Source organism: Nitrospira sp. (genome assembly GCA_035968315.1).
In the GTDB taxonomy this organism is placed as follows: domain Bacteria; phylum Nitrospirota; class Nitrospiria; order Nitrospirales; family Nitrospiraceae; genus Nitrospira_D.
The window spans coordinates 221567-240310 of the sequence record JAVYIN010000002.1 but is presented as its reverse complement, the minus strand read 5'-3'; the positions used below and the strand labels follow the sequence as shown (position 1 = coordinate 240310).

The 18744-nt window shown below is 59.3% G+C and carries 23 protein-coding genes and 1 tRNA gene; 14 read left to right on the top strand and 10 right to left on the bottom strand.

Annotated elements, in window-relative coordinates; translation table 11 throughout:
* Positions 1 to 29 precede the first annotated feature (29 nt).
* The 10 genes from RI101_01460 to RI101_01415 all read right to left on the bottom strand — a co-directional run bounded on the left by RI101_01460 (position 30) and on the right by RI101_01415 (position 6596).
* Positions 30 to 1013, bottom strand: coding sequence for an alpha/beta fold hydrolase (locus RI101_01460; GenBank protein MEC4888701.1), 984 nt, complete (start codon positions 1011 to 1013; stop codon positions 30 to 32).
* A 173-nt stretch (positions 1014 to 1186) separates the two neighbouring features.
* Positions 1187 to 1262 (bottom strand) — tRNA-Asn (locus RI101_01455).
* A 91-nt stretch (positions 1263 to 1353) separates the two neighbouring features.
* Positions 1354 to 1623 (bottom strand): hypothetical protein, encoded by a 270-nt coding sequence (locus RI101_01450; protein ID MEC4888700.1) that lies wholly within the window; start codon positions 1621 to 1623, stop codon positions 1354 to 1356.
* Positions 1624 to 1698: 75 nt separating this feature from the next.
* The gene (locus RI101_01445) at positions 1699 to 1980 is read right to left on the bottom strand and encodes a pyruvate ferredoxin oxidoreductase (protein ID MEC4888699.1); all 282 of its coding nucleotides are present in this window, start codon (positions 1978 to 1980) and stop codon (positions 1699 to 1701) included.
* A 27-nt stretch (positions 1981 to 2007) separates the two neighbouring features.
* On the bottom strand, positions 2008 to 2715 hold the full coding sequence (locus RI101_01440) for a 2-oxoacid:acceptor oxidoreductase family protein (GenBank protein ID MEC4888698.1): 708 nt from the start codon (positions 2713 to 2715) through the stop codon (positions 2008 to 2010).
* 22 nt (positions 2716 to 2737) lie between these two features.
* On the bottom strand, positions 2738 to 3643 hold the full coding sequence (locus RI101_01435; GenBank protein ID MEC4888697.1) for a thiamine pyrophosphate-dependent enzyme: 906 nt from the start codon (positions 3641 to 3643) through the stop codon (positions 2738 to 2740).
* Positions 3644 to 3698: 55 nt separating this feature from the next.
* A complete protein-coding gene (locus RI101_01430) occupies positions 3699 to 4910 on the bottom strand; it encodes a transketolase C-terminal domain-containing protein (protein MEC4888696.1) in 1212 nt (403 codons plus the stop codon).
* A 40-nt stretch (positions 4911 to 4950) separates the two neighbouring features.
* Positions 4951 to 5526 (bottom strand): carbon monoxide dehydrogenase beta subunit family protein, encoded by a 576-nt coding sequence (locus RI101_01425; GenBank protein ID MEC4888695.1) that lies wholly within the window; start codon positions 5524 to 5526, stop codon positions 4951 to 4953.
* A 350-nt stretch (positions 5527 to 5876) separates the two neighbouring features.
* Positions 5877 to 6149, bottom strand: a complete 273-nt coding sequence (locus RI101_01420) for a YciI family protein (GenBank protein ID MEC4888694.1) — start codon at positions 6147 to 6149, stop codon at positions 5877 to 5879.
* Between the two features lie 33 nt (positions 6150 to 6182).
* The gene (locus RI101_01415; protein ID MEC4888693.1) at positions 6183 to 6596 is read right to left on the bottom strand and encodes a DUF2203 domain-containing protein; all 414 of its coding nucleotides are present in this window, start codon (positions 6594 to 6596) and stop codon (positions 6183 to 6185) included.
* 476 nt (positions 6597 to 7072) lie between these two features.
* Between RI101_01415 and rho the strand changes: the two genes are divergently transcribed.
* From rho to RI101_01345, 14 genes are all read left to right on the top strand, one after another.
* Entirely contained in the window at positions 7073 to 8320 is a 1248-nt protein-coding gene (gene rho, locus RI101_01410; GenBank protein ID MEC4888692.1) for a transcription termination factor Rho, read from the top strand.
* Between the two features lie 96 nt (positions 8321 to 8416).
* The gene (gene rpmE / locus RI101_01405; protein ID MEC4888691.1) at positions 8417 to 8623 is read left to right on the top strand and encodes a 50S ribosomal protein L31; all 207 of its coding nucleotides are present in this window, start codon (positions 8417 to 8419) and stop codon (positions 8621 to 8623) included.
* Positions 8624 to 8718: 95 nt separating this feature from the next.
* Positions 8719 to 9798 carry a peptide chain release factor 1 gene (gene prfA, locus RI101_01400; protein ID MEC4888690.1) on the top strand — a complete coding sequence of 360 codons (1080 nt, stop codon included), beginning with the start codon at positions 8719 to 8721 and terminating at the stop codon, positions 9796 to 9798.
* A gap of 21 nt (positions 9799 to 9819) precedes the next feature.
* Positions 9820 to 10695: a peptide chain release factor N(5)-glutamine methyltransferase gene (prmC, locus tag RI101_01395; GenBank protein MEC4888689.1), complete on the top strand. Its 876-nt coding sequence runs from the start codon at positions 9820 to 9822 to the stop codon at positions 10693 to 10695.
* Positions 10696 to 10707: 12 nt separating this feature from the next.
* Entirely contained in the window at positions 10708 to 11961 is a 1254-nt protein-coding gene (murA, locus tag RI101_01390) for a UDP-N-acetylglucosamine 1-carboxyvinyltransferase (protein ID MEC4888688.1), read from the top strand.
* Positions 11962 to 11990: 29 nt separating this feature from the next.
* Entirely contained in the window at positions 11991 to 12695 is a 705-nt protein-coding gene (hisG, locus tag RI101_01385; protein MEC4888687.1) for an ATP phosphoribosyltransferase, read from the top strand.
* The gene (gene hisD / locus RI101_01380) at positions 12692 to 13975 is read left to right on the top strand and encodes a histidinol dehydrogenase (GenBank protein MEC4888686.1); all 1284 of its coding nucleotides are present in this window, start codon (positions 12692 to 12694) and stop codon (positions 13973 to 13975) included. The genes hisG and hisD overlap by 4 nt, the downstream gene beginning before the upstream one ends.
* Complete coding sequence (hisB, locus tag RI101_01375; protein MEC4888685.1) at positions 13972 to 14580, top strand: imidazoleglycerol-phosphate dehydratase HisB; 609 nt, start codon at positions 13972 to 13974, stop codon at positions 14578 to 14580. The genes hisD and hisB overlap by 4 nt, the downstream gene beginning before the upstream one ends.
* Positions 14581 to 14717: 137 nt before the next feature.
* The gene (gene hisH, locus RI101_01370; protein ID MEC4888684.1) at positions 14718 to 15329 is read left to right on the top strand and encodes an imidazole glycerol phosphate synthase subunit HisH; all 612 of its coding nucleotides are present in this window, start codon (positions 14718 to 14720) and stop codon (positions 15327 to 15329) included.
* Positions 15330 to 15339: 10 nt separating this feature from the next.
* Positions 15340 to 16107, top strand: a complete 768-nt coding sequence (locus tag RI101_01365; protein MEC4888683.1) for a hypothetical protein — start codon at positions 15340 to 15342, stop codon at positions 16105 to 16107.
* Positions 16108 to 16130: 23 nt separating this feature from the next.
* Positions 16131 to 16850, top strand: coding sequence for a 1-(5-phosphoribosyl)-5-[(5-phosphoribosylamino)methylideneamino]imidazole-4-carboxamide isomerase (gene hisA / locus RI101_01360; protein ID MEC4888682.1), 720 nt, complete (start codon positions 16131 to 16133; stop codon positions 16848 to 16850).
* 2 nt (positions 16851 to 16852) lie between these two features.
* On the top strand, positions 16853 to 17635 hold the full coding sequence (hisF, locus tag RI101_01355) for an imidazole glycerol phosphate synthase subunit HisF (GenBank protein ID MEC4888681.1): 783 nt from the start codon (positions 16853 to 16855) through the stop codon (positions 17633 to 17635).
* A 4-nt stretch (positions 17636 to 17639) separates the two neighbouring features.
* The gene (hisIE, locus tag RI101_01350) at positions 17640 to 18311 is read left to right on the top strand and encodes a bifunctional phosphoribosyl-AMP cyclohydrolase/phosphoribosyl-ATP diphosphatase HisIE (GenBank protein MEC4888680.1); all 672 of its coding nucleotides are present in this window, start codon (positions 17640 to 17642) and stop codon (positions 18309 to 18311) included.
* A 13-nt stretch (positions 18312 to 18324) separates the two neighbouring features.
* Positions 18325 to 18669, top strand: coding sequence for a histidine triad nucleotide-binding protein (locus tag RI101_01345; GenBank protein MEC4888679.1), 345 nt, complete (start codon positions 18325 to 18327; stop codon positions 18667 to 18669).
* The last annotated feature ends 75 nt before the right edge of the window (positions 18670 to 18744 follow it).

Genomic DNA, 18744 nt, shown 5'->3' with positions numbered 1-18744 from the left:
GGATGCCCGGCCTGGAAGCGCCGGATGGTTCAGCTCTTCGGCCGCAGAAAATCCATGATGCGATTTTCCGCCCAATAGGGATCTTCTCCGTTCCGGCCCCAGTGGAAGAATCCACAATGGCCGCCATAGCGGGGATCGAGCAGGGTGATGGCGCGGTTGTTCCTGATCGCCGGCTGGGTGAACATGGAGTAAGGGATGAAGGGATCGTCTTGTGCCGTGATAATCAGTGTGGGGGTGGTAATCCGGTGCAGGACATGGTGGGAACCCGCACGGTCATAATAGTCGGCGGCATCCCGATAGCCGCCATCGGGGGCGGTGTAGTCATCATCAAATTGGCTCATGGTGCGGATGGAGTTCAGTCGCGCCAAGTCCCATTTCCCTGGAAAGTAGGCGGCCTTCCGTCTCATGCGCGCTTTCAGGCGTGGGAGGAAGTGCTGGTGGTAGATCCAATTCCGAGGCCGCTCTAATTCTGTCACGCACTGCGCGGGGTCGATATTCGGACAGACCGCTGCAACGCCCGCCAACGCTGGCTCCATTCCCTCCAGCTCTCCGGCTGCTTTCAGCACCAGATTGCCGCCCATCGAGTAGCCCACGAGCCAGAGGCTGGTGAGACGGTCAACGGTTGCGAGCTCATGCACGATGGCTCGGTAATCCTGGCTGAGGCCGCTGTTATACAGTGTCGGCGTCAGGTGTTCCGTGCCTCCGCAGTTGCGCTGGTTCATCCGCAGTACATTAAATCCGGCTCGGTAGGCCTTTGCCGCAATCCCGCGCATATAGCGCGATTCCGCGCATCCTTCGAGGCCATGCACGAGGATGACGGTGGGCGCGGTTTGCCGCTGGCGTTGCCAATGACAGAGCCCCAGGAGTTGTGTGCCTGGCTCCACGGTGAACAGGCGTGATGTATGGGGTATGCCGTTCAGGGAGTCGGCTCTTGGCCAATAGCGGGGGATGACGGTCATGAGATGGGCATTCCGAAGCAGGAATGGCGGATTAAAGGGAGGGGTGGTCTGCATAGATTTCCCCTATCATAAACAAACGTGGCGCCGTTGCGTACTATGAACTTTCTATTGGGCTGAATGTGAGAGGAATGGGAAAACCAGAGACTTGCTCACATGGTGCAAGAGAGAATCGAGAGGACAAGAAAAAGAGGGCTGGCGGCGTGTGCCACCAGCCCTCTTTTTTATGTTGGCTCCCCGGGCAGGACTCGAACCTGCGACCAGCCGGTTAACAGCCGGCTGCTCTACCAACTGAGCTACCGGGGAACGTCGTATGCTCGACGGAGGGCGTATTCTAGCAAAAGTTTTTGGCTGAGTGGAGTTTTTTTTCGCTGGTACGTGGGTGCTGGTTTGCCGGCTATACGTCGAAGTCTTCGGTTTCGTCTTCGTCCGATGACGCGTCGGTGTTTCCCTCTGCCACCGCAGCATAGTGCCTGGCCCAGGTGAAATACAAATTCCCGCTATCTCTCATGGTGTCGGCCGCTTTGACCAGCTTCTCCGCCAGCTCCGGGTCTTTCCCCCCCGCATGGATGAGGGCGGCCCGTTGTTCCAGCGCTTTTGGGAAGGCTTGGATAATCCGGCTGATCTCGCCCAGGAGTTCGTCGATGACGTTATCTTCACGTTCCATGAGGGCCCTCCATGTGCCTGAATAAAAAGCCCCATAGCGGGTTACGCTATGGGGCTCATGAAACGTCCCGGTGGGCTAGCCTTGGTAGGCTTGACCCAGGGCTGCGGATTCAGCCTTGTGGTGCTTGATGAGCTCTCCCGTGGAGCTGACAGCCTGCATCTCGATGGCCATGTGCTTCGCGGCGTTGCAGACGACCACGCAGAGCTCGCAGCCCTTGCAACGATCGATATTCACTTCTGCGACCATCTTGCTTGAATTGAGGTCCAGACAGTTGGCCTCCGGGCAATACATGATACAGAGGCGGCAGCCCTTTTTCGCCACGCATTTCTCGTCGATGACTTGCGCTACGTTGTACATGCGAGGGGGTTCCTTCTTTAGCTCGACTTACGCGGCGACGGCGGGATTGCCGACTCGCAGCTCAATCTTGTTCTTCTCCGCCCATTCACTGGCGATTTCATAGGCGCGCTTGACGGTGGCCAGGTTTTTCGCGAGCAGCATCTCTTTCTTGGCGAACTTCTTCTTGATGGCTTCGTCGAGCGAGGCGGTACCGCCTGAGGCGACGAATTTCTTCCCGAACCGTTCCTGCAAGGCGCCATCCAGGGCTTCCATCGAGACGCACTTGGTGATGCCGGCGACGGCGCCAATCATCGCCATATTCGTGGACAGCTCGGTGCCGGCCACTTCGATCGCCAGCTCGGTTGCGGCGATGTAAAACACCGCGACGTTCAAGTCTTTCAGACGCTGCACGTCTTCTTCGGACAGCAAGGGCTGGTCGGAGTTGATGATGACGACGCCGCCCTCCTTCACGCCGGAGTAGAACGGCATCGTGTAGCTTTTCCCCATGGTGATGACCTGGGGGTGGAACACTTGAATGACATCGGGGAATACCAGCTCGCCGCGATCGTAGATCCGCTCGATGCCGATCCGGCAATAGCTCTCGGCCGGGGCCATCCGTTTTTCCGCGCCGAAGAAGGGATTGGAAATGGAAAACTTGCCGTCGCGGTTGGCCGCCATCGCCATGACGTGCGCGGCGGTCACGGCGCCCTGTCCGCCGAGCCCTGACATCCGGATATTCAGTCTCTTCTTAATCATGATCGTCTCCTCAAGATTCGAGCTAGGCTTCCTGTGAGGCCAATTGCTTGGCGGCGGCTTTCTTTTCCTTGTCCTTTGCGGCCAGCTCGGCCAGCAATTGCTTCGCCGGTTCGCTGACGTATTCCTTGTAGGCAAACCGCTCGGTCGGCTTTTCAGAATCGCGCATTTCCTGGAGGCCTTCCATGCTGTTCTTGCCGATTTCAAGGATGCAGGGCGTGTACAGCTGGAGATACGTCGGGCCGATTTCGCGCGCGATATGCACGGCGTTGCGGATCACCTTCTCAACCAGGGAGGGCTTGCTGACCGTGCAGTTCACAACATAGTGACAGCCGGACTCACGGGCGATTTCAGGCAGCCGAACCTTGTCGAAGAGCTTGCCGACCGGGGCCATCTTTGCGACGAAGCCCTTCTGCATCAGGCCGCTCTCTTGGCCGCCGGTGTTGGCGTAGAGTTCGTTGTCGAAACAAATGGTGGTGAATTTTTCCTGGCGGAACCAGGCCTGGAGGGTCATGTCGAGACCGATATCGACGGTCGCGCCGTCACCGGCGAGGACGACGACATCTTTCACCCGGCCAGGGAACCGCACGCTGAGGGCGCGCTTCAGGCCGGAGGCGATGGCGTTTTGATTGCCGAACAGGGAGTGAATGTTATGCACGGCTACCATGGGGAACACCAGGCTGGTGCAGCCGGTCGAACCGACCATGACGGTGTCTTCCGGGTTCGGGAGGGAGGCCAGGATGTAACGGAAGGCCATGGACTCCGGGCAGCCGGCGCAGAGCGAGTGCTGCTCGATCAATTCCTTGCTGCTCCCGATATCTTTCCAGCCGCGATCCTCTTTGCCGTAGGTCGCATTCTTCACCAGATCCTGATAGTCCGACGGCATGATGTCGTACAGCGCTTCTGAAATCTTGATGCGTTCCTTGCTCATATATGCCTCCTCAAGGGATCTTCCTCGGAATTAGGTGCTCGTCGATACGATCGTCTCAGCTTCCCCGACCGGCCATGGAGATGGTCTTCATCCCAAGGGTCGTCTTAATTTCCTGCACGATGACTTCCGGCGGCATGGTCATGCCCCCGCAGACGTGCGGGCCGGCATGGACGCGCTGGGGGTTCGGGATCGAGGCGCGGATTTCCTTGGCCAGCCATCCGGTCACATTGAACTCCGGTACGAAGATGTGTTTGGCGTTCTTCGTCGCTTCGCGGATTTCTTCTTCCGGCCAGGGGCGCAAGGTCTTCACCTTCACCAACCCGCAACGGATGCCCTCATCTTCGAGAAGGCGGATGGCTTCACGGCCTTGTGAGACCGCGGTGCCCGAGGCCACGATGACGATGTCGGCATCGGTATTTTCGGTGTCGATCAGTCCGTTGAGCCAATGAATGGAATGCTTGCGGGACCGCTCGACCGCCGCCCACACTTCCTGCTGCCAGGAGGCGTGCGTGGCATAGCTGATGTAGTTGCTCTTCATGACGAACGGATCGCGCATCATCCGGACCGGCGGGCATTCCATATCCATGCAGGGCACCGGCGAGCGGTACGGATCGTATGGAGGCAAGCACATGTCTGCCGGGGTGAGGTTGACCACGTCCTTGGTGTGCGTGACAAAGAATCCGTCGCAGCAGAGGGCCAGCGGGAGGTGCACATCGGGCTCTTCCGACACCATGTAGCCCTTCAGGATCCAATCGAAGAAGTCTTGCGCCGTTTCCGCGTGCCACACCAGCATGCCGGTGTTCAGCAGATAGGCGATTTCGAGCGTGTCAGGCTGAATCGATAGCGGCGAGTTGATGCCGCGGCAGGTCACGATCATCTGAATCGGGAGCCGCGCGCCCGCCCACATGGGGAAGTTCTCCATGGCGCGCATCGTTCCGGGGCCCGCGGTCGTCGTAAAGACGCGGGCTCCGCCGAACGCGGCGCCGGCGCATTGCGACATGACGGCAAATTCGCTTTCGCCGCGGAAGTAGTCGCCGATGTAGCCTTCTGCGAACAGTTCGCCGATCAGGGCCGCCGCTTCGCTCTGCGGGGTGATCGGATAGGCGATCATGACATCGCAGCTGGCCCGCCGGACGGCTTCCTTGATGACTTCGCTGCCCGTATAGAACGACGGCGTGCGTGGCGCCTCGTTCATCATCTTCCAGGTATCGGTATAGGTTTGGCCCTTTTTATTCTTCGTGCCGATGACTGAGTGTATATCTGCCATGGACCCAGCCTCCTTTCAGGCTTTCGAGGATTTCAAACGATTAGTTTGAAGCCCCGCTCTTGGCTGACGTCAGCCGTGGTTGGACGGTTCCCTTCAACTTCTTCACCCATTCGGCCAGCTTCATGATCTTCTCGACCGAGGCATCACGGAAGGACAGCATCGCGTCTTCATGGCCAGCCTGGGCGCACATGGCGATCGTATAGCAGGAGGTGCCGCCGCGAATGATCTTCAAGGACAGGTTGGCTTGGTGGCAATGCACGCCGATGAACATGCAGCAATCGATTTTATTGTGCCAGATGGTCAGATTCGGGTGGTTGGGATTGATCTCGACTTCGGGATTGATCTTGGGATACTTGGGCCGGTAATCGGGCATCGGAATCAGCATGGGGGTCTGCCCGGGCTGCACGCATTCTTTCAGCGTGTTGTAGAGGTGACGCACCGCCGTGGCTTTCTTGGCGGCTTTCTCGTTCCACGCCCACAATACGAGCGGGCCCGGGAAAATCGTCGGAACTTTTGCCATCAGGAATTGCTTGGCGGCTTCCTCATAGGCCTTGTCTTCCGATACGATAACGCCATTAATGTGCGCTTCCCCCGGGTTTGGCAGCTGGATTCCCATGCTGGCTGCGGCGGGCGGGAGGAAGTGTTCAGGTCCTGGAAGCACGCGATATTGACTCATTACGACCTACTCTCCGGCAAAAGGGTGAATGACCTAAGAATGACGAGGTTCTAAGATTTGACCCTACAAATACTCTATGCTTTTTCCTCTCTCTTCTGCAACCTCACAGAAGGCCCACCCTGGAGCGATTTAGGGCTATCAGGAGTGGTGACGGTAGGCCTTTTGAACTAACCGCTTTTCAAGAGAAAAGATCGTTCGGGGCCAACAAGGAGCGGCATTATAGGTAAGGGACTTTTTCCTTGTCAAACCAGTGCGCGCGTTCATTTGGAGAAGGGCAGGCCCAAGAAGTGCTATTTCGGCAGGACTTGCATGAAGGGGTGGACTTCGACGCGTTCGAACACGCCATGAACGGTGTACGGATCTTGCCGGGCGAATTGTTCGGCGTCGGCTTGCGTCTCGAATTCCAAGACCAGCAAACTGCCCGCTTTGTCTGTTAGGGGGCCGGCTAAAACCACGCGGCCTTGCTGAGCCAATGGCTCAAGGTTCGCCAGGTGGGCCGGCCGGTGAATCTTCCGCTTCGCTTCCCCCTCGGGGCCGTCGTATCCGAGAATGACAAATTTCATAGGTGCTCTTTTCGATGGACGGTGTGCCGGAGGTTAGGCCGGATCCTCAAGGGGGCAGCGGTCGTTGTAGCCGCTCGTGACCTCATGCCACCAGCGAATCTCTTTCTCGCCCAGTTTCCAGCAGAGATAGACGATTCGGCCTTCGCGGAGGTGGGGAAAGTCGCACAGGCCCATATCGATGTCTTTGACGTGCACGCCGAGCTCGTGAATGGCGTGGAGGTTGGTGCTGATCTCTTGCAGGCTGCGGACGTAGTGCGCGCCGACGGGCGTTCCGCCCCCATGGTCGGCCTGTGCGGAGGCTTTCCGGACTTCGTCACGGGTCTCCATCAGAACGGCTTTTCGACGCTGAACAGTGGCTAAATGGGACTGGAGTTGAGGGATCAACTGATTGGCCTCGAATAGCGTAAAGACCCGCTCCGGCTGTTCATCGTCTCGCTCGTGTGCCATGCAATGCTCCTCGGCGCTGTTTATCACAGTGGAATTCTTCATTCAATGGGAGGCAGGCGCCTGGCGCAACCGGGAGGCGCCGCGTGAAAAATATAGGAATCTCAGTTGACAACCGGAGAGTCCCTGGGTATCATTCACCGTAGCATTCCAATTTGCGCGGGCTCACTCCACTTAAATAACTCAATTCTCGGAACCTGTCTCAAAGCGAAATCACACGATCTGCGAATGTCGGGGCATAAGGCTAAAGCCAGCAGGATGTATTGATCGTCATCGGCACCTCAGTGGCTTCGGAGACCATATCCTGAATCTTCAATAACGAATAATCTACACGGATCGTCCTCCCCGACGAACTATCGCGGATTCAACCACACACTAACATCTGTTTCGAATGGTCAATCAATTTCGTGAGCCGTCCCTCATGACAACAGAGCCGAAGGCTCGATAGGAGATCTATGCAAGCAACTAAGGGCGAGGTCATGTATCTGTCGGAGTTGAAGCAGAAATCCATTGCCGATCTCAACGATGTGGCCCGCGAGCTAAAAATCGAGGGCGCGGCCAATCTGCGGAAGCAGGAACTGATTTTTGCCATTCTGCAAGGCCAGACGGAGAAGAACGGCGTCGTCTTTGGCGAAGGGGTTCTCGAGACCTTGCCGGACGGATTCGGCTTTCTGCGCGCGCCTGACTCCAACTACCTCCCCGGTCCCGACGACATTTATATTTCTCCCTCTCAAATCCGGCGGTTCAACCTGCGCACCGGCGACATCGTCTCCGGGCAGATCCGCCCGCCGAAGGAGAGCGAGCGGTACTTTGCCCTGCTGAAGGTAGAAAAGGTCAATTACGAAGATCCCGAAGTAGCCCGCGACAAGATTCTCTTCGACAACCTCACCCCGCTGTATCCGGAAGAACGGCTCAATCTGGAGTTTGACCGGGAAGAATATTGCACCCGCGTCATGGATCTCACGACGCCGATCGGAAAGGGGCAGCGCGGTTTGATCGTGGCGGCGCCGCGCACCGGGAAAACCATGCTGTTGCAGGCGATTGCCCGGGCCATTCTGAAGAATCACAAGGAAGTCACGCTGATCGTGCTGTTGATCGATGAGCGGCCGGAAGAAGTCACCGACTGGCAGCGCCAGGTCAAGGCGGAAGTGATCAGCTCAACGTTCGATGAGCCGCCCCAGCGCCATGCGCAGGTGGCTGAAATGGTGTTGGAAAAGGCCAAACGCTTGGTCGAGCATAAGAAGGATGTCGTGATCCTCTTGGACAGCATCACGCGGTTGGCGCGTGCCTATAACACCATTGCGCCGCCCAGCGGCAAAGTGCTCTCCGGCGGGTTGGACTCCAACGCGCTGCAGCGGCCGAAGCGCTTCTTCGGCGCCGCCCGGAATATCGAACACGGGGGCAGCTTGACCATCATGGCCACCGCGCTGGTGGATACCGGCAGCCGCATGGACGACGTGATCTTTGAAGAATTCAAAGGCACCGGCAATATGGAAGTGCATCTGGATCGCCGGCTGGCGGATAAGCGCCTCTTCCCGGCCATCGACATCAGCCAGTCCGGGACCCGCAAAGAGGAATTGCTGGTCGATAAGGACCGGCTCAATAAGATGTGGATCCTGCGCAAGGTGCTGAGCCCGCTCGGCACCATGGAAGCCATGGAGTTCTTGATGGACAAGATCAGCGGGACCAAGACCAACCAGGAGTTCTTGCAGTCCATGAACCGGTAGGGGACCTTGTTTCTCCCCCTGCCGTTCAGATAGAGTGTACCGCTCTTGGCGTGGTGCCAGGAGTCTGACCGAATGTTGGCCAAGGAGTCGCAGGTTATGCAAAAGGGAATTCATCCAGTGTATCGGGAAGCCACGGTTCATTGTGCCTGTGGCAACTCATTCAAGACGCGCACGACCATCGGGGATATCAGCGTAGACATCTGTGCGGGCTGCCATCCGTTTTTCACCGGCACCCAAAAGATCGTCGATACCGAAGGACGTGTCGAACGGTTCAAGAAGAAGTACGCGAAGAAGGACAAGTAGCCACGCGACGGTTCAGAGAAGAGACCCTGCTTCGCATCGAGGCAGGGTCTTTTTCTTTTTGGCCTGCTGGAGGCCGTGTCTGAGGAACGAGCACGATGGAAGCCGCCTTACTCAAGAAGTGGGAATCCTTGGCCTCGCGATTTCAGGAGTTGACCGACCAACTCATGGATCCCTCTGTCTCCAGTCAGCCGTCCTTGCTGCACAAGCTCAGCAAGGAGCGGATCGATCTCGAGCCGGTCGCCCAGCTGTTTGAGACCTACCGCGGCAATGCCCGGCAGCTTGACGAGGCGGCGCACATTCTCGCCGATCCCTCGGCCGGCAGCGAGATGCATCAGATGGCCGCCGAGGAAACCGCCGAGCTGCAACGGCAGCAGGGCGCGCTGGAAGAGCAGGTGAAAGAATTCTTGATCCCGAAAGACCCCCGGGATGACAAGAGCCTGCTCTTGGAAATTCGGGCCGGGACCGGCGGCGATGAAGCGGCCTTATTTGCCGGAGAACTCTTTCGCCTCTATGTCAAATATGCGGAACAGAAGGGGTTCAAGGTGGATACGGTTGAGGCGTCAGAAACGGGCATTGGCGGGTACAAGAACATCACCGCCTTGATCGAGGGCAAAGGGGCCTATAGTCATTTCAAATATGAAGCCGGCGTGCATCGGGTGCAGCGTGTGCCGGTGACGGAAGCCGCCGGCCGGATCCACACGTCCACGGTGACGGTGGCGGTCATGCCGGAAGTGGACGAAATCGATGTCAAGATCGATCCGGGCGATCTGCGGATCGACACGTTCTGCTCCTCCGGCGCCGGCGGGCAAAGTGTCAATACGACCAAATCCGCCGTGCGCATCACCCATATTCCTACCGGGGTGGTGGTGAGCTGCCAGGACGAGCGGTCGCAACTGAAGAATCGCACGAAAGCCATGCGGACGTTGCGTGCGCGAATCGTGGAAGCGGAGCGCGAGAAGCACGACGCGGAGATCGCCCAGAGCCGAAAGTCGCAGGTCGGGACGGGTGAGCGGAGTGAAAAGATTCGGACCTACAACTTCCCCCAGAATCGTGTGACCGACCATCGGGTCGGCATGACTTTGCATAAGCTTGAATTGGTGATGGAAGGCGATCTGGACGAATTCGTCCAAGCGTTGAAGGCCCAGGAGCAGCAGATCGCCACAGCCAACGCGTAGGGAATGATGACGGCGTGTGTCATGCCAGAGCGGAAGACGGTCGGCGCGCTCCTCACGTGGGCCCGGCAGTCCTTCGTTTACGCCGGGGTGAGCAACGGGGCGCAGGAGGCGATGTGGCTGCTGGAGCATGCGCTCAAGGTGCGCAGCCACCAGTTGCTGAGTCAGCCTGACCAGTTGGTCTCTCCCGCTGTCTGGGCCCTGGCGGAGTCGTTGATCGCCAGGCGAATGGCCTGCGAACCACTGCAATATATTCTCGGCACGCAAGAGTTCTGCGGCTTGGAGTTTGCGGTCAGCCCTTCGGTCTTGATCCCACGGCCGGAGACCGAGTTGCTGGTGCGTGAGGTGGTGCGGCAGCATCGTGCGGGGCATAGGGCGACCCTCGTCGATGTCGGGACCGGCTCAGGCTGTCTGGCGGTGACACTGGCAGCCACGCTCAGGGGAGCGAGCGTGCTGGCGATCGATCGGTCCGCCGATGCCTTGCAGGTGGCGAAATGCAACGCTGTGACGCACGGGGTTCTTGAAGCGATCGAATGGTTGCACGGGGATCTGCTGGCGCCGCTGGCGGGTCGTGGGTTGGAAGGCCGTGTTGATGTCATCGTGTCGAATCCGCCCTATATCGCCGAGCGAGACATGCCGGGGCTTCAGCCGGAAGTGCGGCTTTTCGAGCCCCACCTGGCGTTGGTGAGCGGCCCGCTGGGCACAGAGTTTCATCGGCGATTGCTTCAGGATGCCCTGCCGTTTTTAGTGCCGCAGGGTTTGCTCGTGATGGAAATCGGACAGGGGCAGGCGGATGCGGTGCGTGCATTGGCGCGGGATACCGCAGGCTATGCGCCGGTGGCGGTGGTTGACGATGCGGCGGGTATTGAGCGCGTGGTGATAGCCAGGAAGCTCGGATAAGGCGACAACACGATGGATCACATTGTCATCACGGGTGGGAATCGGCTGCAGGGCGAAGTGCCGATCAGCGGCGCGAAGAACTCCGCCCTTCCCATTCTGGCCTCAACGATTTTAGGCGGCGGGGAGTGTGTCATCACGAATCTCCCGCGGGTGGTCGATGTCCTGACGATGGGCAAGCTGCTTGGCATGTTGGGCGCCACGGTGTCCCATGAGGGCAATCGCGCGGTCATCAGGGCCGATGCGATTCATTCCACGGAAGCGCCCTACGATCTTGTCAAAACGATGCGGGCTTCGGTGTTGGTCCTCGGTCCGTTGTTAGCCCGGTGGGGGGAAGCGAAGGTCTCGTTGCCAGGGGGGTGCGCCATTGGCTCACGCCCGGTCAACCTGCATTTGGCCGGCCTGGCAAAATTAGGGGCTGACATTTCCATCGAGCATGGGTATATCACCGCAAAGGCGGCGCGGCTGAAAGGGGCGCGGATCTATTGCGATACCCCCACGGTGACGGGCACGGAGAATTTGATGATGGCGGCGTCTCTGGCTGACGGGACCACGGTCATCGAGAATGCGGCGAAAGAGCCTGAAATCAACGATCTGGCCGAGTTTCTCTGCCGGCGAGGCGCCAAGGTGACCGGAGCCGGGACCGATGTGGTGACCATTGAAGGCGTGCGGGCGCTGCAAGGCGGCGCGCACGATGTCATTCCCGACCGGATCGAAGCGGGGACTCATCTGGTCGCCGGGGCCATCACCAGAGGCGATGTGACGATCACTCGCTGCCGGCCGGCCCATCTGGAAGCGCTTTTGATGAAGCTGCGTGAAGCGGGCGCCGAGATTCAGGTGGGGCCAGATTGGGTTCGGATCAAGGTGGCGGGGCGGCTGAAGGGGATCGATATCCGGACGCTGCCGTTTCCCGGGTTTCCGACGGACATGCAGGCGCAGATGGTGGCGGTCATGGCCTTGGCTGAGGGCACGAGTGTGGTGACGGAGACGGTATTTGAAAGCCGCTTCATGCATGTGGAAGAGTTGCGGCGGATGGGGGCGGACATTCGGGTGGAGGGGAACCGCTTGATCGTGACCGGCCGGCCCACCCTGACGGGGGCGCCGGTGATGGCGTCGGATCTGCGCGCCAGCGCCGGGTTGATCCTGGCGGGGCTCGCAGCCGAGGGCACGACGGATGTGCAGCGGGTCTACCATCTGGATCGAGGCTATGAACGCATTGAAGAAAAACTGCGGGCGGTGGGGGCGGTGATCGAACGCCAAAAGGCGTGACGGTCTCCGGCTGTCCGGTAGGGGATTCTATGCTGACGATTGCACTGTCCAAAGGAAAGTTGATTGAGCCGACGCTGGAACTCTTCCGCCGGGCCGGGTATGAACGAGCCGGGCTGGCTGGGGAAAGCCGGCGGCTGGTGTTCCCCTGTCCTGAAATCGGGATGACGTTTCTGATCGTGCGTCCGAGCGATGTCCCGACCTACGTGGAATATGGGGGGGCCGATGCCGGGGTGGTCGGCAAAGACGTCTTGATGGAGCAGGACAGCGACGTCTATGAACCATTGGATTTACTCTTTGGAGCATGTAGAATCTCGGTCGCCGCGCTCCGTGCGGAAGTGGCGCATGACCGGCTGTCGTCGAAAGTCCGTGTGGCGACGAAATATCCCAGGATCACCGAGCGGTTTTTCAATCAGCGCGGGATCCCGGTCGAAATCATCAAGCTCTACGGGTCGATCGAGCTGGCGCCGGTGGTCGGACTGGCCGACCGGATCGTCGATCTCGTCGAGACCGGCAGTACACTGAAGGCCCACGATCTCGTCGAAGTCGATGTGATCGCCCAGTCCACCGCGCGCTTCATCGCGAACCGGGCCAGTTTGAAACTGAAACACGAACCGTTGATGGAGCTGATCCGCCGGCTCCGGAAAGCGGTCGCAGCGTCACAGACGGCCCAGCCATCGAAGAACGGCAGTCCGGCCACGGCCGGCCGAGCCAAGAAAGCGAAGGCCCGCGCATGAAGATTCTCACTCAGGCAGACCGCTCCTTTACGCCCATGCTCAAAAAAGTCGCGCTACGGGGCAGTACCCAAAGCCATGCCGTGGAAAAAGTCGTCAGGACGATTCTGCAGGCGGTGCAGCGTGGCGGCGATCGCGCCGTGCTCCGGTACACGAAGCAGTTTGATCGCGTGGCCTTGAAGCCGGAGATGCTGCGGGTCACACCGGAAGAAATCAAAGAGGCCTACCACCACATCAGAAAAGACGAGGGCGACGCGTTGCGGTTTGCCGCGCAACGGGTGACGGCGTTCCACGAGCGGCAGCGGACCAAGACCTGGATGTACCAGGATAATACGGCGACGCTGGGGCAGGTCGTGACGCCGGTCGATGCGGTGGGCGTCTACGTGCCGGGTGGCAAAGCGGTGTATCCCTCGTCCGTCCTTATGTGCGCCATTCCCGCCAAGGTGGCCGGCGTGCAGCGGATCGTGATGGTGACGCCGCCGCAAAAAGGAGGCATTAATCCCTACTTGCTGGTCGCGGCCGATATCGCGGGGGTTACCGAAATCTATCGTGTGGGGGGGGTGCAGGCCGTTGCGGCGCTCGCCTACGGGACGAAGACGATTGCCAAAGTCGATAAGGTCGTTGGGCCCGGCAATATCTATGTGGCGACCGCCAAGCGGCTGCTGTATGGGACGGTGGGGATCGACATGGTGGCCGGCCCGAGCGAATTGCTGGTTGTGGCCGATGACGACGCAAACCCCGAACATGTGGCGGCCGATCTGCTCTGCGAAGCCGAGCATGATGAAGACGCGCAAGTCTTTCTCGTGACGACCTCCGGGCGCCTGGCGAAAGAGGTGTCCAAGCTGATCGGGAGTCAGTTAAAGGGGCTCCAGCGCGAGAAGATTGCCGCAAAGTCCATTGCTCGGCATGCGGTGGCGTTTGTCGTCACAACGCTCGATGAAGCGATCGATGTGGCCAATGAAATTGCCGCGGAGCATCTGACGCTCTCGGTGGATAATCCCTTCGACTATCTGGAGAAGATCCGGCATGCGGGCGCCTTGTTTCTAGGTCGGCATACGCCGCCATCCGTGGCCGACTACATTGCCGGGCCGAACCATGTGCTGCCCACCGGCGGGTCCGCGCGGTTCTTCTCGGCCTTGTCCGTCAATGATTATGTGAAGACCAGCAATATCGTGCATTACACGAAAGAGGAGTTGAGGAAGGTGAAAGATCATCTCGTGCGCCTCGCGCACATCGAAGGGTTCGATGCGCACGCCAAGTCGGCTGAAAGCAGGTTCTCATGAAGAAGCGCGGAGCGGCATCGAGGCAGGCGTCGATTCACCGTGCCACGAAAGAAACCGATATTGCCGTCGAGTGGACGCTGGACGGCAGCGGACAGAGCAAGATCGACACCGGCATCCGGTTTTTCGACCATATGCTGGAGTTGCTCGCGAAACACGGATTTTTCGATCTGGTCGTCAAAGCCAAGGGCGACATCGATATCGATGAACACCACACGGTCGAGGATGTCGGCATCGTCATGGGCAAGGCGCTGCATCAGGCGCTCGGTGAGAAGGCGGGGATCAAGCGATTCGGGTTCGCTTCGGCGCCGCTCGACGAAACGCTGGCGCAGATCACCGTGGATCTCAGCGGACGGCCCTATCTTGTCTACAACGTGGCGCTGCCGGACCGGAAGATCAAGGCGTTCGACCTCGGCTTGTTCGAAGATTTCTTCCAGGCCTTCGTGACCCACGGGGGGCTCAACCTGCATGTGAATCTCATGTATGGCCGCAACCCGCACCACATCATGGAGGCTATTTTCAAAGGCCTGGCCAAGGCGCTGGATCAGGCCACCATGCCGGAAGAGCGGCTGGCCGGAAAAGTGCTCTCGACGAAGGGGCTGTTGTAGGACGCAGAAGACCAGCGGCTAGATGATTCGAAAGGGACAGGCACTGTGCGCCTGTCCCTTTTTGTTTTCTTAAGACGGGAGTGGCAGGACGGAGCCGGTTGCGGTATTGTTACGCTTCTTTGGATGGACAACATTCTATGATCGCGATTGTCGATTACGGCATGGGCAATTTGCGCAGTGTCTCCAAGGCCTTTGAGGCGGTGGGGCATCAGGCGGTGGTGACGCGCGATGTGGCGGCGATCAAGGATGCCAGCCATGTGGTGTTGCCTGGGGTTGGTGCCTTTGGCGATTGTATGGCGAATCTTGCGCAGTATGATCTCATCGATTCCGTTCGGACGGCGGTTCAATCGGGTAAACCTTTCTTGGGGATTTGCCTGGGGCTGCAACTGCTCTTCACTGAAAGTGAGGAGTTCGGCACTCATAAAGGGCTGGATATTATTCCAGGCAGGGTCCGGCGATTTGCGGCTGATCCCATGCTGAAAGTGCCGCACATGGGCTGGAATCAGGTGGACGTGCTGCGGCAGTGTCCGGTGTTTGCGGGGATTCCCAGCGGGTCGAATTGGTACTTTGTCCATTCCTACTTCGTCGATCCGGTGGACCAACAGATTGCGGCGACGACCACGACCTACGGCATTTCCTTTGTCTCCAGTATTTGGAAAGATAATGTGGTGGCCTGTCAGTTCCACCCGGAAAAGAGCCAGGCTGTCGGATTACAGCTGGTCAAGAATTTTGGATCATGGAAACCGTAAGGGGTGCAGGGTGAGGCGTAAGAGGGCGGGGCTTCAGAAGTGGCGTCTCCTGCGTCTGGCTAAGCAGGCAGTCCTCGTTGTGTGTGTCTATGCCACGCTGGCTCTGTTTGTTGGGTGCAGCGGTGCGAAGGTCACGACGAAATCGTCGAACGAGCTGCCACGGTACACCATCCAAACCATTGCACTGGTGCCGTTTACCTCCATCACGACGCCGCAAGTGCGTGATCAAGGAGTGTCGCAACTCTCGACGCCGGAGGGGGTGCGGCGGTCGGATATTTCGGTTGCTGTCCAGCCCGATGCCGAGCTGTTATCCAGGCAGACGGCGACGGTCCCTGGCTACGCGGCGGACAAAGTGACGCAGCTGTTCTGGAAGCGGCTTCAGGGGAGGGAAGGGGTGCAGGTGTTGCCGCCTGGGGATGCGGCCAAGGTGTCTCTGACGGCGGCGGATGCGAAGGCCTCTCCTGAAATGGGTGCGGCGCTGCTGGCGAAACGATTGAAAGCGGATGTCGCCCTCATTGGGCAGGTGTTGGTCTTTCAGGAGCGCGTCGGCAGCCGTCTTGGCGCAAGCCCTGCCGCTTCGGTTGGATTCGAAGTCAAAGCGGTGGCGGCAGACGGGCAGGTGCTCTGGGTCGGGAATTACTACGAACGGCAGCGGCCGATGACCGAGGATGTCATGGGCTTTATCCAGCGGTGGTCCTTCGTCACGGCAGAAGAATTGGCGCAGTACGGGGTTGAAGAAGTGCTGAAGGAATTTCCATTTGGAACCCCGGCGAAGTAGCGGAGAAAGGGCGGACAACGTTCATGATCGTCATTCCAGCAATTGATTTGAAAGACGGGCGCTGTGTGCGGCTTCGCCAGGGCGATATGGCGGCGGAGACCGTCTATTCCACCGATGTGCCGGCGATGGCCCGGCAATGGCAACAGCAGGGGGCGGGATTGATCCATGTCGTGGATCTCAACGGCGCGGTGGAGGGCGAACCGCGCAATCTCCCTGAGATTCAGTCGGTGATCGCGACGGTCAGTGTGAAGGTGCAGGTCGGCGGCGGTATTCGCAATATCGACACGGTCCGCCGGTATCTCACGGCTGGGGTCTCGCGCGTCGTGCTGGGCACCGCGGCGTTGACGGATCGGGCGTTTCTCGAGCAAGCCTGTCACGAATTTCCGACCCGCATTGTGTTGGGGCTGGATGCGCGTGACGGCAAGGTGGCGGTGAAGGGTTGGACCGCGGTGTCCGATACGAAGGCGATCGACTTGTTGAAAGAGCTGTCCGGCTATGCGTTAGGCGCGGTGATCTATACCGATATTGCACGGGATGGGATGCTGGATGGGCCGAATATTCCGGCTCTGCGGGAGGTCGTGGAGCATTCGTCGTTTCCGGTGATTGCCTCGGGCGGGATTTCGCGTGTCGAGGATCTGCGGGCGGTCGCATCGCTCGGCCCGCGCATCGAAGGCGCCATCGTCGGCAAGGCCCTCTACGACGGCAAGCTGGACTATGCCTCTGCCGTGAAGGCGATTGGTTAACGATGCTGACGAAACGCATCATTCCCTGTCTGGATGTCAAAGACGGCCGTGTGGTGAAGGGCGTCAGCTTCGTCAATTTGCGCGATGCGGGCGATCCGGTCGAAGTCGCGACGGCCTACGATCGCGAAGGCGCGGACGAGTTGTGCTTTCTCGACATCACGGCGTCACATGAAAACCGGAAGACGATTCTCGATGTGGTCGAGCGAACGGCGGCACGGGTCTTCATGCCCCTGACCGTGGGCGGAGGCGTGCGCACGCTCGACGATATTCGCGCCTTGCTGAATGCGGGGGCCGACAAGGTGAGCATCAACACGGCGGCGGTGCAGCGGCCGGAGTTCGTGCGGGAGGCCGCGCAGCGGTTCGGCACGCAATGCATTGTCGTGGCGATCGACGCGAAGCGCGCGGGGACGCCGGGTCACTGGGAAGTCTTTACGCACGGAGGCCGGAAAACAACCGGCCTTGATGCGATCGAGTGGGCCAGCCGAATGGAACGCTTTGGCGCGGGCGAGATTCTGCTCACGAGCATGGACCAGGATGGCCAGCAGACCGGCTACGATCTGGCGCTCACCGCGGCGGTATCCGAGCGCGTATCCATTCCGGTCATCGCCTCAGGCGGCGTGGGCACGCTGGAGCATCTGTATGACGGGTTTGTGGCGGGCAAGGCCGATGCGGTGCTGGCGGCATCGATATTCCACTTTCGAACCTATACGATTCCGCAGGCCAAACAATTTTTGAAAGAGAAAGGAGTGCCGGTTCGGCTGGACCAAGCCGTGCCGGCCGCGTGAGGCGATGGGACAACAGGACGCGGGAGCGACGTTCACGTTTGATGCGCAGGGACTGATTCCGGCCGTGGTGCAAGACTGGCTGGATGGGACCGTGCTGATGGTCGGGTATATGAACCAGGAGGCGCTGAGCCAGACGCTGGCCACAAAATCCGTCCACTTCTGGAGCCGGTCCCGCAAGAAGCTCTGGGAGAAGGGTGAGACCTCTGGCAATAAGTTGCATGTCAAAGGCCTGTTCATCGATTGCGATCGCGATACGATTCTGGTGAAGGCGCAGCCGGTCGGGCCAACCTGTCATACGGGTGAGCGGGCGTGCTTCTTTACCGCGATTGATCCGGAAGGCTGGATTGAGTCGGAAAAGACCAGTGACGCGGCGGGGGGCATTCTTGAGGCAATCGCTCGAACCCTCGAGACGCGCAAGGCCCATCCGCAGCCGGGCTCTTACACTACGAAGCTGTTTGAAGGAGGCCAGGATAAGATCCTCAAAAAAGTGGCGGAAGAGGCGGGGGAAGTGCTCCTGGCTTCAAAGGGCGGCAAGCGGGACGAGATCGTCTACGAAGTGGCTGACTTGTTCTTCCATACGTTGATGGTCTTGGGCTATCACGATGTACCGCTTCACGCGATCTATGAGGAACTCGCCAAGCGGTTTGGGAAGTCTGGTCTCAGGCCTGAAAAGTAGTCAAGGAGGACGTGTGAGTACCTGCATCTTTTGCCGGATCGTGGAAGGGACTATCCCTGCCAAGCTTGTGTATCAGGATGAACACACGCTCGCGTTCGACGACATTACGCCGCAGGCGCCGGTCCACACGCTGGTGATTCCCAAACGGCATGTGGCGGCGGTCCAAGAGCTCGGTGAGGCGGATCAGGCGCTGCTGGGACAGCTCCTGTTGACCTGCCGAAAGGTGGCGACAGACAAAGGGCTGGCCGAATCCGGCTATCGCATTGTGGCGAATACTGGTCGCGATGGTGGGCAATCCGTGTTTCATCTGCATTTTCATGTACTTGGGGGCAGACATTTAGGCTGGCCTCCAGGCTGACGTTCCCTCCGCTGAATTGACAGACTTTCCGGCTGTCTGATACCCTGATCGATCGATTCATCCGACTTTTGTTAA

Bases quoted from the DNA above. Each gene is read 5' to 3' on its own strand.
- hisD (MEC4888686.1), top strand. From the start codon at position 12,692: ATGAAGATTCTCACTCAGGCAGACCGCTCCTTTACGCCCATGCTCAAA.
- RI101_01430 (MEC4888696.1), bottom strand. From the start codon at position 4,910: ATGGCAGATATACACTCAGTCATCGGCACGAAGAATAAAAAGGGCCAA.
- hisIE (MEC4888680.1), top strand. From the start codon at position 17,640: ATGGGACAACAGGACGCGGGAGCGACGTTCACGTTTGATGCGCAGGGA.
- hisH (MEC4888684.1), top strand. From the start codon at position 14,718: ATGATCGCGATTGTCGATTACGGCATGGGCAATTTGCGCAGTGTCTCC.
- RI101_01445 (MEC4888699.1), bottom strand. From the start codon at position 1,980: ATGTACAACGTAGCGCAAGTCATCGACGAGAAATGCGTGGCGAAAAAG.
- RI101_01440 (MEC4888698.1), bottom strand. From the start codon at position 2,715: ATGATTAAGAAGAGACTGAATATCCGGATGTCAGGGCTCGGCGGACAG.
- RI101_01435 (MEC4888697.1), bottom strand. From the start codon at position 3,643: ATGAGCAAGGAACGCATCAAGATTTCAGAAGCGCTGTACGACATCATG.
- RI101_01415 (MEC4888693.1), bottom strand. From the start codon at position 6,596: ATGGCACACGAGCGAGACGATGAACAGCCGGAGCGGGTCTTTACGCTA.
- prmC (MEC4888689.1), top strand. From the start codon at position 9,820: ATGCCAGAGCGGAAGACGGTCGGCGCGCTCCTCACGTGGGCCCGGCAG.
- hisA (MEC4888682.1), top strand. From the start codon at position 16,131: ATGATCGTCATTCCAGCAATTGATTTGAAAGACGGGCGCTGTGTGCGG.
- hisF (MEC4888681.1), top strand. From the start codon at position 16,853: ATGCTGACGAAACGCATCATTCCCTGTCTGGATGTCAAAGACGGCCGT.
- RI101_01460 (MEC4888701.1), bottom strand. From the start codon at position 1,013: ATGCAGACCACCCCTCCCTTTAATCCGCCATTCCTGCTTCGGAATGCC.
- murA (MEC4888688.1), top strand. From the start codon at position 10,708: ATGGATCACATTGTCATCACGGGTGGGAATCGGCTGCAGGGCGAAGTG.
- hisB (MEC4888685.1), top strand. From the start codon at position 13,972: ATGAAGAAGCGCGGAGCGGCATCGAGGCAGGCGTCGATTCACCGTGCC.
- RI101_01425 (MEC4888695.1), bottom strand. From the start codon at position 5,526: ATGGGAATCCAGCTGCCAAACCCGGGGGAAGCGCACATTAATGGCGTT.
- RI101_01450 (MEC4888700.1), bottom strand. From the start codon at position 1,623: ATGGAACGTGAAGATAACGTCATCGACGAACTCCTGGGCGAGATCAGC.
- rpmE (MEC4888691.1), top strand. From the start codon at position 8,417: ATGCAAAAGGGAATTCATCCAGTGTATCGGGAAGCCACGGTTCATTGT.
- RI101_01420 (MEC4888694.1), bottom strand. From the start codon at position 6,149: ATGAAATTTGTCATTCTCGGATACGACGGCCCCGAGGGGGAAGCGAAG.
- prfA (MEC4888690.1), top strand. From the start codon at position 8,719: ATGGAAGCCGCCTTACTCAAGAAGTGGGAATCCTTGGCCTCGCGATTT.
- rho (MEC4888692.1), top strand. From the start codon at position 7,073: ATGTATCTGTCGGAGTTGAAGCAGAAATCCATTGCCGATCTCAACGAT.
- hisG (MEC4888687.1), top strand. From the start codon at position 11,991: ATGCTGACGATTGCACTGTCCAAAGGAAAGTTGATTGAGCCGACGCTG.